The sequence below is a fragment of the Agromyces mediolanus genome (assembly GCF_023715325.1).
GTDB lineage: Bacteria > Actinomycetota > Actinomycetes > Actinomycetales > Microbacteriaceae > Agromyces > Agromyces mediolanus_A.
Genome location: NZ_JAMBNX010000004.1, coordinates 212,477 through 228,086 on the forward strand (window position 1 = coordinate 212,477; position 15,610 = coordinate 228,086).

Sequence of the window (15,610 nt, forward strand, 5' to 3'; positions counted from 1 at the left end):
ACGTAGCCGGGCTGGCGCTGGCGCGTGCCCCGGCTGGCGCCGGCGGATACCCGGCTGGCGCCGGCGCGCAGCCGGGGCGGCGTGGGGCTGGTCGGCGCGGTGCCTGCGAGCGCCCCACGCAATAGCGCCACTTACGGCCATGTTTTGCCTGATGAAGCGCCACTTCCAGCGCCGTTTCCGCCGCCGCGATGGCAGGCTGGGAGCATGACGCATCCGCTCGACGCACTCGAAGCCGACCTGACTTCGCTTCGTGCTGCGTGGGGCGACGCCGGCCCGGCATTCGGCGCGGGCGCTGAACCGGGTGACGGGCCCGTCCGCCCCGCGGTGATGAGCGATGCGGGCCTCGTGCGCGCGCTGCACGCCGCGGCGCGACTGCGACGGGCGAGCGAGGTGGCGCTCGCGGGCCTCGCCGCTGAGGTCGCGGCGCGCTCCGATGCGGGCTTCGGCGCCGAGGGGCTCGCCAAGCGACACGGTCACCGCAACGCGGCCGCCCTCGTCGCCGCCTCGACGGGCGACGCCGTCGCCGGGGCGGCGAAGCTGCTCCGCGTCGGCACCTCGACGCGTCCCCGCCTGACCCTCACCGGGCAGCATCGACCGGCGCAGCATCCCGCGGTGGCCGACGCACTCGAGCGGGGCGCCCTCTCGCTCGACGCCGCCGACGCGATCTGCACCATGCTCGAGCGCATCGCTCCGCGCACGAGCCTGCGGCGGGCCGAGGCGTACGAGGCCGAGCTCGTCCGGTTCGCGAGCGCCGCCCCGCACGGACTCGTGCTGCGAGCGGTGCGGCACGCCGAGGCGAGGCTCGATCCCGACGGCGTCGAACCCCGCGACGAGGCCATGCACCAGCAGCGGACGCTCACCATCGTCGAGGAGGCTTCGGGCATGGTGCGCATCACGGCGCGGCTCGATCCGGTCACCGCCGCGCCGGTCAAGGCCGCGCTCGAGGCGATCGTCACCGAGACGCTGCACCGGCGGCGCGCGAACACCTCCGGCACAGGTGCAGCCGGAACCGGCGGTACCATCGGCGCCGACGGCAACGGCGGTACCGGCACCACCGACGGCACCGGCGCCGCGACCGACCCCACCGACGCATGCGCGGCCGAGCTGAGCCGGCCGATGGGGCCGGTGCTCGACGACCGTCGCACGATCCCGCAGCTGCAGGCCGACGCGCTCGCGGAGCTCGCCCGCCACGTGACGGGCTGCGAGGCCGCCCCCACGCGGGCCACGGCCACGGTCGTCGTTCGCCTGGAGCTCGACGCCCTGCTGAGCGGCGTCGGCGAAGCCACGGTCGACGGATTCGATCGGCCGATCTCAGCCGCGGCGGCCCGACGCCTCGCGGTCGACGCCGAGTTCGTTCCCGCCGTCCTCGGCGGGGAGGCGCTGCCGCTCGATCTCGGCCGATCCCGCCGGCTCTTCTCACGAGCGCAGCGGCTCGCCCTCGGCGAGCGCGACGGCGGCTGCGCCTCCTGCGGTCGCAACATCGCCTACGTCGAGGCGCACCACATCGACTGGTGGCACCGGCAGCGGGGGCGAAGCGATCTCGAGAACGGCGTGCTGCTCTGCAGCCACTGCCACCATCAGGTGCATCGTGAGGGCTGGCGCATCCGAGCCGATCGGCGAGAAGTCTGGTTCGTGCCCCCGCCGCACCTCGATCCCGAGCAGCGCCCCCGGCTCGGCGGGCGGGCCCGCTTCGAGCTGCGCGCCGACCATCGGGTCGCTACACCGCCCGAGACGACGGATGCCTCACCGGCACCGAGCGCGATGCGGCTGCCCGCGGCGTGATTCCCGCCGGCTCGCCGGCCACACGTGCCCGCGGCCGCATCGTGCTCACACCCCGCGCCCCTGCCGCTGCCGCTGCCGCTGCCGCCGGCTCAGTCCGGCACGACGCCGAGCTCGGCGACCAGCTTCGCGACCCTGGCCGCACGCCCCTCGGCGGTGGACGCCTTCAGCAGCGGCAGCACGAGCGCGTACCGCTGCGTCTTGCCGAGCGCCTCGAAGCGGCGAGCGGCCAGCGGCGCCCCGGCGAGCGCAGCCACGAGATCCTCGGGCACCGTCGCGTCGCGCTGACGGACGTACGCGGCATCCCACCGCCCGTCCGCCCTCGCCGCCGCGAGCTGCGCGAGCCCGCCCTGGCGCATGCGCCCCGCAGCCTCCAGCCCCTCGGCGCGCTCGACGTTGATCGCCGACCACGGACTGCCGGCCCGGCGCGGCGAGTAGCGCTGCGCGAACGAGGCCTCGTCGTTGCCGCGGCGGATGCTGTCGATCCAGCCGAAGCAGAGCGCCACGTCGAGTGCATCGGAGATCGACAGCCCCGCCCGACCCTTCTTCGCGATACGCAACCAGGCTTCGCCGGCATCGCCGTTGCGCTCGAGCCAGGCCTCCCACTCGGCGGCGTCCGCGAAGTGCAGCAGCGCGGGCTGCGCCGCGGGCTGCGCCGCAGGCTGCGCCGCGGGCCGGGCGGCCGGCGTCCCGGCGGTCATGCGGCACCCCCGCCGACCATGTCGAGGAAGTGGCGGTTGAACATGATGCCCAGCACATTCCCGAAGGGATCGACGACCGAGGCCGTCACGAACCCTGGTCCGCGCTCGACGATCGGCTGATGCGGCGAGGCGCCGAGCTCGAGCAGCCGGGCGAGCACCGCCTCGACGTCGTCCACGTGCCAGTACGTGATCGGCTGGGCGGCGGGAGCGCCCGCATCGGGCGCGGGCCCAGGCGCGAAGCGGCGGTCGACGATGCCGAGCTCGTGCTGGAAGTCGCCCAGCCGGAACTCGACGTACACCGGAGGCGCCGGCTGCGGCGGGTTGAAGAAGTACGGCTCGACGCCGAGGAACTCCGTGTACCAGCGCTGCGCGGCGGCCACGTCGTCGGCGTACACGTTGACGGTGCTGAGCCCGCGCAGGGGCGCGGTGGTGGCCGGTCGGACGGTTGCGGACTGCTCGTTGATGCTCATAGCAGCACGCTAGGCGGCATTGCGGAAGGTACGGTTCCGCAATAGCTGGCAGACTGCAGAAATGCTCGAACACTCGGTCCGGATGCTCCGCCTGCTCGCCCTGCTGCAGAGTCGCCGGGAGTGGTCCGGCGCCGAGCTGGCCGACCGCCTCGACGTCACCACCCGTACGGTCCGGAACGACATCGAGCGGCTCCGCATCCTCGGGTATCGCGTCGACTCCTCACCCGGCGTCGCCGGCGGCTACCGCCTCGCGGCCGGCAGTGCGCTGCCCCCGCTCCTCCTCGACGACGAAGAGGCCGTCGCCGTCGCCGTCGGGCTCCGCGCTGCCGCCGCAGGATCCGTCACCGGCATCGAGGAGGCCTCGCTACGAGCCCTCACGAAGCTCGAGCAGACCCTGCCGCCGCGTCTCCGCCACCGCGTCGACGCCCTCCGCGACGCCACCGTCTCCGCCGCCGGCGGCGGGCCGACCGTGGACGCGACCGTGCTCGAACGCATCGCCGCAGCGGCCCGCGACCACGAACGCCTGCGCTTCACCTACGAGGCCGCCGACGGCACCGCGTCCGAGCGCCTCGTCGAACCGCACGGGCTCGTCTTCACCGGCCGCCGCTGGTACCTGCTCGCCTGGGATCTCGATCGCGAGGACTGGCGCAGCTTCCGCGCCGACCGCGTCGAACCGGGCCAGCCCACGGCGCGGCGCTTCGTCCCCCGCGAGCCGCCGGAGGGCGGCGCGGCGGCGCACGTGCTGCGCGGCATCGGCTCCGCGAGCTGGCCGGTGCGCGCCCGCATCCGCTTCGACGTCCCGCAGGCCGAGCTGCTGCAGCACCTCGAACCACCGGCGGGACTCGTCACGCCGATCGATGCGCAGCACTGCCTCGTCGAGACCGGCTCGAACACCCTGCATGACCTCGCGGTCTACCTCGGCCGGCTCGGCCTGCCCTTCACGGTCGTCGACCCGCCCGAGCTCCGCGAGGTGATCGCCGGGCTCGCCCGCACCTTCGCCGCGGCGAGCGCCGGCCCCGCCTGAGCCCGATCAGTCGTGCCGCGGGAAGCCCAGGTCGACGCCGCCGTGACTCGGGTCGAGCCACCGCGAGGTGATCGCCTTCTCCTGCTGGAAGAACGCGAATCCCTGCGGCCCGTACGCCTTCGTGTCGCCGAAGAACGAGTCCTTCCAACCACCGAAGGAGTGGTACGCGACCGGCACCGGGATCGGCACGTTGATGCCGACCATCCCGACCGTCACCTCCCGCTGGAAGCGCCGCGCAGCGCCGCCGTCGTTCGTGAAGATCGCGGTGCCGTTCCCGTACGGCGAACCGTTGATGAGCGCGAGCCCCTCCTCGTACCCGGCGACCCGCACGACCGACAGCACCGGCCCGAAGATCTCGTCGCGGTACACGGCCGACCCGGTCGGCACCCGGTCGACGAGCGTGGGCCCCAGCCAGAAGCCGTCCGCGTCGCCGTCGACCTCAGGGTCGCGCCCGTCGACGACGAGGGATGCCCCGTCCGCCACGGCCACGTCGAGATACCCGGCCACCTTGTCCCGGTGCTCCCGCGTGATCAGCGGACCCATGTCGCAGCCGCGGGTGCCGTCGCCGGTGCGCAGCCGCGCCATCCGCTCGGCGATCTTCGCGACGAGCTCGTCGGCGATCGAGTCGACCGCGACGAGCGCGGAGATCGCCATGCAGCGCTCGCCCGCCGACCCGAAGCCGGCGTTCACGGCGGCGTCGGCGGCGAGCTCGAGGTCGGCGTCGGGCAGCACCAGCATGTGGTTCTTCGCCCCGCCGAGCGCTTGCACCCGCTTGCCGTTCCGCGAGGCGGTCTCGAAGATGTACCGGGCGATCGGCGTCGAGCCGACGAAGGAGATCGACCGCACCTCGGGATGCTCGAGCAGCGTGTCGACCGCGACCTTGTCGCCGTGCACGACGTTCAGCACCCCGTCTGGGAGCCCGGCCTCCTGCAGCAGCCGCGCGAGCCAGACCGCGGCGCTCGGATCCTTCTCGCTCGGCTTCAGCACCACCGTGTTGCCGCTCGCGATCGCGATGGGGAAGAACCACAGCGGCACCATCGCGGGGAAGTTGAACGGGCTGATGATGCCGACCACGCCGAGCGGCTGCCGCACGGTGTAGACGTCGATGCCGGTCGACGCGTTCTCGGAGTACTCGCCCTTCGTGTACGCGGGCATCGCGCACGCCAGCTCGACGACCTCGAGGCCGCGGGCGATCTCGCCGGCGGCGTCGCCGAGCACCTTGCCGTGCTCGCTCGTGAGGATCGCGGCGAGCTCGTCGCTGCGCGCCGCCAGCAGCTCCCGGAAGCGGAACATGATCTGCTGCCGCTTCGCGATCGACACCTCGCGCCAGGCGGGGAAGGCGCGCGCCGCGGCATCCACGGCGGTGTCCACATCGGATGCCTCGGCGAACCGCACCCGGCGCGCGACGACGCCGCGGGCCGGATCGTAGACCGGCCCCGTGCGTTCCCCCACCCCGCTCGTCGCGGCCCCGCCGATCCAGTGCTCGACGAACTCGAGCTCACTCATGATGCGCCTCCCATCGCGCTCAGCACCTCGTCGTAGATCGCCATCGCCTCGGCCACCTCGTCGGCGGTCACGACGCACGGCGGCACGACGTGGATGCGGTTGTCCTGGATGAACGGCAGCAGCCCGCGCGCGAGCAGCGCCGCCTTGAGCTCACCCATCGCCACGGCGGGCAGCGGCTCGCGCGTCTCGCGATCGGCGACGAGCTCCATCGCCCAGAACACGCCCTCGCCGCGCACCTCGCCGATCGCCCCGTGCCGTTCGGCGAGCTCGGCGAGCCCCGGCCCGATGGCCGTCTCACCGATCGCGCGCGCGTGCTCGACGATGCCCTCCGAGGCCATCGCGTCGAGCGTCGCGACGATGGAGGCCATCGCGAGCGGATGCCCCGAGTAGGTCAGTCCGCCCGGGAACACCCGCTCGTCGAAGCCCGCCGCGATCGGTTCGTCGATGATCACCCCGCCGGCCGGCACGTAGCCCGAGTTCACGCCCTTCGCGAAGGTGATGAGGTCGGGCCGCACCTCGTAGCCGTCGAAGGCGAACCACCGGCCGGTGCGGCCGAAGCCCGCCATCACCTCGTCGAGGATCAGCAGGATCCCGTGCCGGTCGCAGAGCTCCCGCACGCCGGCGAGGTAGCCGGGCGGTGGCACGAGCACCCCGGCGGTGCCGGGCACCGTCTCGAGCAGCACCGCCGCGATCGTCTGCGGCCCCTCGGACTCGATCACCCGGCGCAGGTGCTGCAGGGCGCGCTCGCACTCCTCCTCCGGACTCCGCGCCCAGAACTCCGAGCGGTAGAGGTACGGACCGAAGAAGTGCACGTGCCCACGGGCGAACTCGTTCGGCACCCGCCGCCAGTCGCCGGTCGAGACGATCGCCGCCCCGGTGTTGCCGTGGTACGAGCGGTACGTCGAGAGGATCTTGTCGCGCCCCGTCGTGAGCCGGGCGAGGCGGATCGCGTTCTCGTTCGCGTCGGCACCGCCGTTCGTGAAGAACACCCGGCGGAAGCCCTCGGGCGCGCGGTCGACGATCCGCTTCGCGGCTTCGCCGCGGGCGAGGTTCACGGTGGCGGGGGCGACGGTCGTGAGCAGCTCGGCCTGCTCCCGGATCGCCGAGACGACGGCGGGATGCTGGTGGCCGATGTTGACGTTCACGAGCTGGCTGGAGAAGTCCAGGTACTCGACGCCGGCATGGTCCCAGACGCGGCATCCACGCCCCGAGGCGATGACGAGCGACGAGGTCTGCGCCTGCGCCGACCAGGAGTGGAAGACATGCGCGCGGTCGAGCTCGCGCGCGAGCTCGTCGGTGCCGTCGGTGAGATCGGCCTCGGGGCCAGGATCGGTCATGGTGGGCTCCGTTCGGTGATCAGCGCTTCGCGACGAGGTGCTCGCGGAGCGCCGGGATCACCTGCTCGCCGTAGACGCGCAGGGTCTCCTCCTTGTTGTCGTGCTGCAGGTAGCCGGCGAACTGGTCGACGCCGAGCTCGGCGAGCCGCTGCAGCTTCTCGATGTGCTCCTCTGCCGAGCCGAGCAGGCAGAAGCGCTCCACGATCTCGTCGGGAACGAAGTCGACGTGGTCGTTGGACGCGCGGCCGTGGCTGTTGTAGTCGTAGCCCTCCCGCCCGCGGATGTACTCCGTCAGCGCCTCCGGCACCTGCCCGTGCTCGCCGTAGCGGGCGACGAGGTCGGCGACGTGGTTGCCGACCATGCCGCCGAACCAGCGGCACTGCTCGCGCATGTGCTCGCGGTCGTCGCCGATGTACATGGGCGCCGCGACGCAGAACGCGATCTCGTCGGGGTCTCGCCCGGCGGCCTCGGCGGCGTTCCGCACCGTGCGGATCATCCACGCCGCGATGTCGAGGTCGGCGAGCTGCAGGATGAACCCGTCGCCCACCTCTCCGGCGAGCTTCAGCGCCATCGGCCCGTACGCCGCGACCCACACGTCGAGCCGGGAGCCGAGCGACCAGGGGAACTGCAGCGTCGCGCCGTTGAACTCCACGGCGCGCGAGTTCGCGAGCTCGCGGATGACGTGGATCGACTCGCGCAGCTCGGCCATCGTGGTCGGCTTGCCGTTCGTGACCCGCACGGCCGAGTCGCCCCGGCCGATGCCGCAGATCGTGCGGTTGCCGTACATCTCGTTGAGCGTCGCGAAGACGCTCGCCGTGACCGTCCAGTCGCGGGTCGCCGGGTTCGTGACGAACGGCCCGACGATCACCCGCCGGGTCTCCGCGAGGATCTGGGAGTGGATGACGTACGGCTCCTCCCAGAGCAGGTGCGAGTCGAACGTCCACACGTGCGAGAAGCCGAACTGCTCGGCGAGCTTCGCGAGGTGCACGGTCCGCGATGCGGGCGGGTTGGTCTGCAGGACGACGCCGAAGTCCATCGGTGGTGCCTCCGTTCTTCGTTGGTTCCCTGAGCTTGGTCCCCTGAGCCTGTCGAAGGGCCCTGGTTCCCTGAGCCTGTCGAAGGGGCGCTTCGACGAGCTCAGCGAACCACTCCTCAACTCACGTAACTCGACAGCCCCCGTTTCACGTAGCGGCCGTCGCCCTTGCGGCCGAGGTATTCGTTCCCCTCGACGACGACCCTGCCCCGGGACAGCACGACGTCGACGTGCCCGTCGACCTCGAAGCCCTCCCACGCGGAGTGGTCCATGTTCATGTGGTGGGTGCGCCCGGTCGGGTTGCCCTGCTCGTCGACCGGCATGCCGATCGTCGTGCGCCCGTCCGGGTCGTAGACGACGAGGTCCGCGTCGGCCCCCGGCTGGATCGCGCCCTTGCGGCCGGCGAGCCCGAACATCCGCGCCGGCGTCGTGCTCGTGAGCTCGACCCAGCGCTCGAGCGTGAGCTCGCCGGTGACGACGCCCTGGTACATGAGGTCCATGCGGTGCTCGACCGAGCCGATCCCGTTCGGGATCTTGCGGAAGTCGCCGAGCCCGAGCTCCTTCTGGTCCTTCATGCAGAACGGGCAGTGGTCGGTGGAGACCATCTGCAGGTCGTTCGTGCGCAGCGCCTGCCACATCGCGTCCTGGTGGCGCTCCTCTCGGCTGCGCAGCGGCGTCGAGCACACCCACTTCGCGCCCTCGAAGGCGCCCCACTGCTCGCTCGAGGCGCCGAGCTGCTCCTCCAGCGAGAGGTAGAGGTACTGCGGACAGGTCTCACCGAACACGTGCTGCCCGCGGTCCCGCGCCCAGGCGAGCTGCTCGACCGCCTGCTTCGCCGAGACGTGCACGACGTAGAGCGGGGCGCCGGTGAGCTTCGCGAGCATGATGGCGCGGTGTGTGGCCTCCTCCTCCATCTCCCAGGCACGGGCGATGCCGTGGAAATACGGGTCGGTCTTGCGCTGCTCGACGAGCTGCTCGGCGAGCACGTCGATCGCCGGCCCGTTCTCGGCGTGCATCATCGTGAGCATGCCGGTCTCGCGGGAGACCTGCATGGCCCGCAGCACCTGCGCGTCGTCGGAGTAGAACACGCCGGGGTAGGCCATGAAGAGCTTGAAGCTCGTGATGCCCTCGTCGGGCAGCTTCCGCATGGCCTGGAGGGATGCCTCGTCCACGCCGCCGATGATCTGGTGGAAGCCGTAGTCGATGGCGCACTGGCCTGCCGCCTTCTCGTGCCACGCGGCGAGCCCGTCCTCGACGCGTTCCCCGTACCGTTGCACGGCGAAGTCGATGATCGTCGTGGTGCCGCCGTGCGCGGCCGCCCGGGTGCCGGTCTCGAAGGTGTCCGAGGCCTCGGTGCCGCCGAAGGGCAGCTGCATGTGGGTGTGCGCGTCGATGCCGCCGGGGATGACGTACTTGCCGTTCGCGTCGATCACCCGGTCGACGGAGCCGGCGAGGTCGGCGCCGAGGAGGGCGCTGCCGGGCTCCAGCACGGCGACGATGCGCTCGCCGTCGATGAGCACGTCGGCGGCGCCGCGCCCGGTCGCGCCGACGACGGTGCCGCCCGTGATGAGGGTCGTGGTCATGGTCCTGGCTCCCTGAGCTGGTCGAAGGGCTGCTGGTCGAAGGGATGCTGCGTCACGATGCTGGTTCCCTGAGCTTGTCGAAGGGCTGCTGCGTCACGATGCTGGTTCCCTGAGCTGGTCGAAGGGATGGCCGTCGAACGGGCGGCTGTCGAAGGGCGGCGCGGGTCACGGCTGCGCGATGCGGGTGTACGAGTCGGGCCGGCGGTCGCGGTAGAACTGCCAGTCGTCGCGCATCTGCCGCACCATGTCGAGGTCGAGGTCGCGCACGAGGATCTCCTCGTGCTCGCCCGAGCCGCGCTCGCCGACGAAGTTGCCGCGCGGGTCGATGACCTGGCTCGTACCGTAGAAGTCGACGGCGAGCTCGCCGTACTCGTTGTCCTCGCGCCCGACGCGGTTGGGCTGCAGCACGAAGTACCCGTTCGCGACTGCGGCGCAGGGCCCCTCGACCTCCCACAGCCGGTTCGAGAGTCCGGGCTTCGTCGCGTTCGGGTTGAACACCATGTGCGCGTCGTTCAGGCCGAGCTCCCGCCACCCCTCGGGGAAGTGCCGGTCGTAGCAGATGTACATGCCGATGCGGCCGACCGCGCTGTCGAAGACGGGATACCCGAGGTTACCCGGCCGGAAGTAGAACTTCTCCCAGAAGCGATCGAGGTGCGGCAGATGGTGCTTGCGGTACTTGCCGAGGATCGCCCCGTCGGCGTCGACGAGCACCGAGGTGTTGTAGTACACCCCCGTCTCGGCCTCCTCGTAGATCGGCAGCACCATGACGGTGCCGAGTTCCTTCGCGACCGCGGCGAAGCGCTGCACGATCGGCCCGTCGGCCTGCTCCGCGAAGCGGTAGTACTTCTGCTCCTGCGTGATGCCGAAGTAGGGCCCGTAGAAGAGCTCCTGGAAGCAGATCACCTCCGCGCCCTGCCCCGCGGCATCCCGCGCGAACTGCTCGTGCTTGTCGAGCATGGACGCCTTGTCTCCGGTCCAGCTCGTCTGCGTGATCGCCGCTCGAACGATGGTCATGCTGCCTCCTGCCGCACGTCGTCGTGCACTCGTGGCTCATGGTTCCTGTTCGGCTCATCCTCTCCCGAGGCGCCGTTTCGGGCAATGGATTGCTCGGATGAGCAACGCGGAACCGGCGCGCACGGTGGCGGGAAGGCAGTGGATGCGAGGCGGACGTGCACGCCGCTCCGCCTACGCTGGAACGGTGAGGATCACCGTGCTCGCCGGCGGCGTCGGCGGCTCGCGCTTCGTGCGTGGGCTCAGGGAGGAACTGCGACGTCGGGAGGCGCGCACCGAGCCGCTGCCCGGGGCATCCGTCCCGCCCGACCAGCCGACACCGCATGATCAGGTGTCGGTGGTCGTGAACACGGGCGACGACGTCTGGCTCGCCGGCGTGCGCCTCATGCCCGACTTCGATTCGCTGCTCTACGCCCTCGCCGGCGTGAACGACGCCGAGCGCGGCTGGGGCCGGGCGGGCGAGACCGAGCGCGTCGCGGCCGAGCTCCGCGAGTGGGGCGTCGGCTGGCCGTGGTTCACGCTCGGCGACCTCGACCTCGGCACGCACCTCGCACGGACCGCCTGGCTCCGCGAGGGGCTCACCCCGTCCGAGATCGGCGAGCGCCTGCAGCGCCGCTGGCCGCTCGGCGTGCACCTGCTGCCCGCGACCGACACCGAGGTCGACACCTGGGTGGAGGTCGCCCAGCCGACCGACGACGGGCGCCGCGAGCTGCATTTCCAGGAGTGGTGGACTCGGCACCGCGCCGGGCTGCCCGCAATGGCATTCCGGCAGCGGAATATTCTCGACGCCCGGCCCGCGCCCGGCGTCGTCGAGGCGATCGAGGGTGCCGACGTGGTGCTCCTGGCGCCCTCGAACCCGGTGGTGTCGATCGGCACGATCACCGCGATCCCCGGCATCGCCGAAGCGCTGCGCGCCACTCCGGCACGCGTCGTCGGCGTCTCGCCGATTATCGGCGGCAAGGTCGTGCGCGGCATGGCCGACGCCTGCCTCGCCGCGATCGGCGTGGAGACGGATGCCGCGGCGGTCGCCCGGCACTACGGCCCGCGCTCGGGCGGCGGACTGATCGACGGCTGGCTCGTCGACGAGGCGGATGCCGGAGCGGTGCCCGCGCTCGAGGCATCCGGCGTCCGTGCGCACGCCGCGCCGCTCTGGATGCGCGACCCGGACACCTCGACCGCCGTCGCCGGCGCCGCCCTCGACCTCGCGAGCGCGCTGCGCCCCTGAGCCACGCCCCACCCCATTTCGACTTGCCCGACTTTCATGAAAGTCGGGCAAGTCGGAGAGCGGGCGCGGGGTACGGCGTTCCTGCACCGGGTGTCAAGCCCGTTGCCGCGCTCGGCCGCGCCTGCGAGCGTGGGCCTCGTCCACCGCACGAACGCCAGCAGGGGAGGCCGAGATGTCGCGGAACGAAGACCGGATGCCCGAGGAGGAAGCCGGCTCCTACGTGGAGTCGCAGATCCCGGGCGAGGAGTACGTGCCCGAGGAGGGCGAGGGCGCCTACGTCGACTCGGAGCTGCCCGAGGACGCCGTCGTGCCGGACGCGGAGCGCCGCGTCGACACCGACGACGACGAGCTGGGAAACACCCAGCCGATCGATCACGACACGACCGGCCGTGACGGTCCCGTGCCGGGCACCGGCCCGGCCGAGCGCGGCGAGCCGATGACGGAGTCGCGCGAGGGCGGCCTCCGCGGCGGCGACCCCGGCGTCGAGGAGTAGGCACGCGACGCCCGCGCGGCGCACGCACGGGCGCGCGTGCGCGCGGCTACGGGATGTAGTCGACGATCCCCTGCGGCGCCACGGCCGCGCGGTAGCGCTCGACGAGCTCGCGCCAGCCGGAGTCGGGCGTGTACTCGTGCTCGTACACCGCCTCGGTGAAGTGCCACAGCAGGTACGGGTGGGCACCGAGCGCGTAGAGCGCCTCGTAGTCGCGCGCGGCGAAGGCATCCCGCTCGGCCGGCGTGAGCTCCCGGTCGTCGCTCGGTCCCGTCGGCCCGCCGGCCCCGGCGAGCCAGGCGTCCACGACACCGGCCGGGTCGGCGACGTACGCCGCGACGGCCGCGTCGCTCAGCTCCACCGCGCGGATGAACTTGTCGACCATGTACTTGCTCATCAGCGGCTCCCCCACAGGAAGAACAGACTCGAAGCGAAGCGCGACGGCGTCACCTCGGCGAAGTCGGCCGGCCGGCCGCCCATCGCGGCGAGCGCCGCCACCGCGTTCAGGTACTGGTAGGTCATGCAGCCCGCCTCCAGGAGGCGCTGGAAGTCGCTGCAGACGCGGATGGCCCCCTCGAGGTCGCCGTCGCGCATCCACGCGGCCGCCGCCTCGTCGAAGTCGGGGTCCGGTGAACCGGCGAAGGTCCGCGGCCCGCCGACGTCGTTGGCCATGTGCCCGGAGGTGAGGATCCCGACGCGGGCGTCCGAGTCCCAGCGCTCGATCGCGTCGCGCAGGTGCTCGCCGAGGGCGACGAAGCGACGCACCGAGGGCACGGGCGGCATGGAGGCGTTCGTGTGGATCGGCACGACCGGCAGGTCGAGCTCGGGGCGCACGTACTGCAGCGGGATGACGTAACTGTGGTCGAGCCGCCATTCCAGGCTCACGGCGAGGTCGATCGTCTCGGGCAGCACCGTGCGGCCCGTGATCTCGTCGGCGAGCTCGCGGTGCCCGGCGAGCTCCACGTACTCCATGCCGAAGGTGCGGACCTCGTTCTCCCAGGTGCCGTGGTACGACTCGGCCTTGCCGACGACGAACGCCGGCGAGTTGTCGTAGAAGAACTGCCGCACGTGATCGGTGCCGATGACGACGAGCGCGTCGACCTCGTGCGCCGCGACCGCCTCGCGGATGCGGGCGAAGTTCGCCGCGATCGGCTGCAGGTCGTCGGGCACCGGATCGTTCATCGCCCGCCACAGCAGCGGGTTGTGCGGCGTGGCTGCCGCCAGGACGAGCTCGGCCATGTGGGTCCTTCCGGGAGGGGCGAGGGGATGCGGGTCGGGCGCGGAACGAGCGCGCGGGTCGGGCGCGGCTCAGATGCCGAACAGGGCGCGCGCGTTGTCGAGCAGGATCTTCTGCCGCGACTCGGGCTTGAACGGCAGCTCGGCGAATTCCGTCATCCAGCGGTCGGCGGTCATCACGGGCCAGTCCGAACCGAACAGCACCCGGTCGGTGATGAGCGAGTCCGCGTAGCGGACCACTTCCGGCGGCAGGTACTTCGGTGCCCAGCCCGAGAGGTCGAGGTACACGTTCGACTTGTGCCACACCATCGCGAGGTTCTCGAGGTGCCACGGCCAGGCGGGATGCGCGCTGATGATCTTCAGCTCGGGGAACTCGGCCGCGACGTCGTCGAGGTACGGCACCGGCCGCGAGTTCTCGAGCCGGTACCCGCCGCCGCCGGGCGTCCCGGCTCCAGCGCCCGGGAAGCCGGAGTGGAACATCACGACGAGGCCGAGCTCGGCGCAGGTCTCCCAGATCGGGAAGAACCGCCGGTCGTTCGGCAGGAACTTCTGCCGCGCCGCGTTCAGCTCGCCGACGCCCTTGATGCCGTACTCGGCGTGCATGCGGCGGATCTCGGCGATCGCCGCCTCACCCTTCCACGGGTCGATGCCGGCGAAGGCGATGAAGGCGTCGGGGTGGTCCGCCTGCGCCTTGCCGAGCAGGTCGTTCGGCGCGCCGGGGATGCCGGAGGTCGTCTCGGAGTCCGAGTTCACGATGACCGCCATCATCTTGCGCTCCCGGTACTGGTCGGCCTGCTCGGCGAAGGAGACCACGGGCCGCTCCCGGCCGAAGTGCTTCGCCATCTGCTGGTGACGCTGACCCATCGCCTGCAGGAACTCCTCGGTCTGCGGATGGGTGTGCACGTCGATGGCGACGAGCTCGTCGATGCGGCTCATGCCCGGCTCCTCTCGGGGGTGGCGGATGCGTCGGATGCCTCGGGCTGCGCGGATGCCTCGGACTGCGCGTGCGCCGGGCCGAGCAGCTCGTCGGCGTGCTGCCCGAGCCGCGGTGCCGCGGCGAGCACGGGCCGGCCCGAGCGGTGGAAGCGCGTGCTCGGCACCGGCACGCGGAGGGCCGAGCCATCCGGCCCGGCGATCTCCTCGACGAGCTGCATCGCGGCGATCTGCGGGTCGTCGAAGAGGTGCGCCACGGTGTTCAGCGGCCCGTGCGGGATGTCGTGCGCGACGAGCCGGTCGAGCCAGTGCTGCCGAGGCATCCGCACCGTCGTCGCCTTCAGCTCCGCGTCGAGCGCGTCGTAGTTGCGCACCCGGGCCTCGCGCGTCGCGAAGCGCGGGTCGTCGGCGAGCTCGGGGCGCTCGAGCACCTCGAGCAGCCCGGTCCAGAACTTCTCCGGGACGGACAGGTGGATGACGAAGTCGAGCCCGTCGGAGCCGCGGCACGCGTAGGCCTGCGCCCGGCGCGGCCGGGAGTCGGGGCCGGCGACCTGGCCCGTCTCGAGGTACGTCGACGCGGCTTCGGTGAGGAAGTCGATGAGCGAGCCGACCATGGACACCTCGACGTGCTCGCCCGGGCCGGCGTCGCCGCGGGCGTGCAGCGCCGCGAGCACGGCCTGCGCGGCCGACATGCCCGAGAGCAGATCGGAGAAGGCGGGCCCGAGCGGCCTCAGGAGATCCTCCGGGACGACCTGGCTGTACATGCCGCCCACGGCCGAGATGACGGTGTCGTAGGCAGGGCGCTTCGCGTACGGCCCCTCCGGGCCGAAGCCGGTGATGGCGCAGGAGACGAGGCGCGGGTTCACCCGGGCGAGCACGTCCGGGCCGAAGCCCAGGCGCGCGGCGACCCCGGGCCGGAAGTTCTCGATCAGCACGTCGGCGTCGCGCACGAGGTCGAGGAGCGCGGCGAGGCCGGCTTCGCTCTTCAGGTCGAGCACGACGGCACGCTTGCCGCGGTTGTACGCGGCGAACTGCGGGCTCATCTGCCCGCTGCCCTCCCAGCGACGCATGGGGTCGCCGTCGGGTGACTCGACCTTCACGACGTCGGCGCCGAGATCGGCGAGGAGCTTCGCGGCGTACGGGCCGGAGATGTACTGCCCGAGCTCGATCACGCGGACGCCCGCGAGCGGGCCGCTGGGGGTGGGGGTCATGCTGGGAGGTCCTCTCCTCTGGTGCCGCGGGGGACGGGGGGTGCTGCGGTGCAGGTGCGGGTGCTGGTGCC

General features: G+C 72.1%; 15 protein-coding genes. 4 read left to right on the top strand and 11 right to left on the bottom strand.

Annotated elements, in window-relative coordinates:
- Positions 1–204 precede the first annotated feature (204 nt).
- The gene (locus M3147_RS09125) at positions 205–1,782 is read left to right on the top strand and encodes an HNH endonuclease (RefSeq protein WP_251203150.1); all 1,578 of its coding nucleotides are present in this window, start codon (positions 205–207) and stop codon (positions 1,780–1,782) included.
- Positions 1,783–1,871: 89 nt separating this feature from the next.
- Here M3147_RS09125 and M3147_RS09130 read toward each other — a convergent pair whose 3' ends face one another.
- Both M3147_RS09130 and M3147_RS09135 read right to left on the bottom strand, forming a co-directional pair.
- Positions 1,872–2,480: a YdeI/OmpD-associated family protein gene (locus tag M3147_RS09130; protein ID WP_251203151.1), complete on the bottom strand. Its 609-nt coding sequence runs from the start codon at positions 2,478–2,480 to the stop codon at positions 1,872–1,874.
- Positions 2,477–2,950 carry a VOC family protein gene (locus M3147_RS09135; RefSeq protein WP_251203152.1) on the bottom strand — a complete coding sequence of 158 codons (474 nt, stop codon included), beginning with the start codon at positions 2,948–2,950 and terminating at the stop codon, positions 2,477–2,479. Before M3147_RS09135 ends, M3147_RS09130 begins: the two co-directional genes overlap by 4 nt.
- 61 nt (positions 2,951–3,011) lie before the next feature.
- Between M3147_RS09135 and M3147_RS09140 the strand changes: the two genes are divergently transcribed.
- Entirely contained in the window at positions 3,012–3,974 is a 963-nt protein-coding gene (locus M3147_RS09140) for a helix-turn-helix transcriptional regulator (RefSeq protein ID WP_251203153.1), read from the top strand.
- 6 nt (positions 3,975–3,980) lie between these two features.
- Here M3147_RS09140 and M3147_RS09145 read toward each other — a convergent pair whose 3' ends face one another.
- The 5 genes from M3147_RS09145 to M3147_RS09165 all read right to left on the bottom strand — a co-directional run bounded on the left by M3147_RS09145 (position 3,981) and on the right by M3147_RS09165 (position 10,447).
- Positions 3,981–5,480, bottom strand: a complete 1,500-nt coding sequence (locus tag M3147_RS09145) for a CoA-acylating methylmalonate-semialdehyde dehydrogenase (protein WP_251203154.1) — start codon at positions 5,478–5,480, stop codon at positions 3,981–3,983.
- Positions 5,477–6,817 (bottom strand): aspartate aminotransferase family protein, encoded by a 1,341-nt coding sequence (locus M3147_RS09150; RefSeq protein ID WP_251203155.1) that lies wholly within the window; start codon positions 6,815–6,817, stop codon positions 5,477–5,479. The genes M3147_RS09145 and M3147_RS09150 overlap by 4 nt, the downstream gene beginning before the upstream one ends.
- A gap of 19 nt (positions 6,818–6,836) precedes the next feature.
- Positions 6,837–7,853, bottom strand: coding sequence for a TIGR03842 family LLM class F420-dependent oxidoreductase (locus M3147_RS09155; protein WP_251203156.1), 1,017 nt, complete (start codon positions 7,851–7,853; stop codon positions 6,837–6,839).
- Positions 7,854–7,969: 116 nt separating this feature from the next.
- Positions 7,970–9,433, bottom strand: a complete 1,464-nt coding sequence (hydA, locus tag M3147_RS09160) for a dihydropyrimidinase (protein ID WP_251203157.1) — start codon at positions 9,431–9,433, stop codon at positions 7,970–7,972.
- Positions 9,434–9,598: 165 nt separating this feature from the next.
- Entirely contained in the window at positions 9,599–10,447 is an 849-nt protein-coding gene (locus tag M3147_RS09165; RefSeq protein ID WP_251203158.1) for a nitrilase-related carbon-nitrogen hydrolase, read from the bottom strand.
- Between the two features lie 184 nt (positions 10,448–10,631).
- Between M3147_RS09165 and cofD the strand changes: the two genes are divergently transcribed.
- Together cofD and M3147_RS09175 are read left to right on the top strand one after the other, a co-directional pair.
- Entirely contained in the window at positions 10,632–11,669 is a 1,038-nt protein-coding gene (cofD, locus tag M3147_RS09170; protein WP_251203159.1) for a 2-phospho-L-lactate transferase, read from the top strand.
- Between the two features lie 172 nt (positions 11,670–11,841).
- Positions 11,842–12,162, top strand: coding sequence for a hypothetical protein (locus M3147_RS09175; RefSeq protein WP_251203160.1), 321 nt, complete (start codon positions 11,842–11,844; stop codon positions 12,160–12,162).
- Positions 12,163–12,208: 46 nt separating this feature from the next.
- On the opposite strand, the gene M3147_RS09180 is transcribed toward M3147_RS09175, so the two are convergent.
- The 4 genes from M3147_RS09180 to M3147_RS09195 form a co-directional block, all read right to left on the bottom strand.
- Positions 12,209–12,556, bottom strand: a complete 348-nt coding sequence (locus M3147_RS09180) for a hypothetical protein (protein ID WP_251203161.1) — start codon at positions 12,554–12,556, stop codon at positions 12,209–12,211.
- The gene (locus tag M3147_RS09185; RefSeq protein ID WP_251203162.1) at positions 12,556–13,398 is read right to left on the bottom strand and encodes a hypothetical protein; all 843 of its coding nucleotides are present in this window, start codon (positions 13,396–13,398) and stop codon (positions 12,556–12,558) included. Before M3147_RS09185 ends, M3147_RS09180 begins: the two co-directional genes overlap by 1 nt.
- Positions 13,399–13,467: 69 nt before the next feature.
- A complete protein-coding gene (locus M3147_RS09190) occupies positions 13,468–14,331 on the bottom strand; it encodes an amidohydrolase family protein (protein WP_251203163.1) in 864 nt (287 codons plus the stop codon).
- Complete coding sequence (locus tag M3147_RS09195; protein ID WP_251203164.1) at positions 14,328–15,539, bottom strand: CaiB/BaiF CoA transferase family protein; 1,212 nt, start codon at positions 15,537–15,539, stop codon at positions 14,328–14,330. The genes M3147_RS09190 and M3147_RS09195 overlap by 4 nt, the downstream gene beginning before the upstream one ends.
- Between the last annotated feature and the right edge of the window lie 71 nt (positions 15,540–15,610).

What these genes read in the sequence shown, in the direction of transcription:
- M3147_RS09185 (WP_251203162.1), bottom strand. Translation starts at nt 13,398, where the DNA reads ATGGCCGAGCTCGTCCTGGCGGCAGCCACGCCGCACAACCCGCTGCTG.
- M3147_RS09135 (WP_251203152.1), bottom strand. Translation starts at nt 2,950, where the DNA reads ATGAGCATCAACGAGCAGTCCGCAACCGTCCGACCGGCCACCACCGCG.
- M3147_RS09195 (WP_251203164.1), bottom strand. Translation starts at nt 15,539, where the DNA reads ATGACCCCCACCCCCAGCGGCCCGCTCGCGGGCGTCCGCGTGATCGAG.
- M3147_RS09145 (WP_251203154.1), bottom strand. Translation starts at nt 5,480, where the DNA reads ATGAGTGAGCTCGAGTTCGTCGAGCACTGGATCGGCGGGGCCGCGACG.
- M3147_RS09175 (WP_251203160.1), top strand. Translation starts at nt 11,842, where the DNA reads ATGTCGCGGAACGAAGACCGGATGCCCGAGGAGGAAGCCGGCTCCTAC.
- M3147_RS09130 (WP_251203151.1), bottom strand. Translation starts at nt 2,480, where the DNA reads ATGACCGCCGGGACGCCGGCCGCCCGGCCCGCGGCGCAGCCTGCGGCG.
- M3147_RS09155 (WP_251203156.1), bottom strand. Translation starts at nt 7,853, where the DNA reads ATGGACTTCGGCGTCGTCCTGCAGACCAACCCGCCCGCATCGCGGACC.
- M3147_RS09125 (WP_251203150.1), top strand. Translation starts at nt 205, where the DNA reads ATGACGCATCCGCTCGACGCACTCGAAGCCGACCTGACTTCGCTTCGT.
- hydA (WP_251203157.1), bottom strand. Translation starts at nt 9,433, where the DNA reads ATGACCACGACCCTCATCACGGGCGGCACCGTCGTCGGCGCGACCGGG.
- M3147_RS09150 (WP_251203155.1), bottom strand. Translation starts at nt 6,817, where the DNA reads ATGACCGATCCTGGCCCCGAGGCCGATCTCACCGACGGCACCGACGAG.
- M3147_RS09190 (WP_251203163.1), bottom strand. Translation starts at nt 14,331, where the DNA reads ATGAGCCGCATCGACGAGCTCGTCGCCATCGACGTGCACACCCATCCG.
- M3147_RS09140 (WP_251203153.1), top strand. Translation starts at nt 3,012, where the DNA reads ATGCTCGAACACTCGGTCCGGATGCTCCGCCTGCTCGCCCTGCTGCAG.
- M3147_RS09165 (WP_251203158.1), bottom strand. Translation starts at nt 10,447, where the DNA reads ATGACCATCGTTCGAGCGGCGATCACGCAGACGAGCTGGACCGGAGAC.
- M3147_RS09180 (WP_251203161.1), bottom strand. Translation starts at nt 12,556, where the DNA reads ATGAGCAAGTACATGGTCGACAAGTTCATCCGCGCGGTGGAGCTGAGC.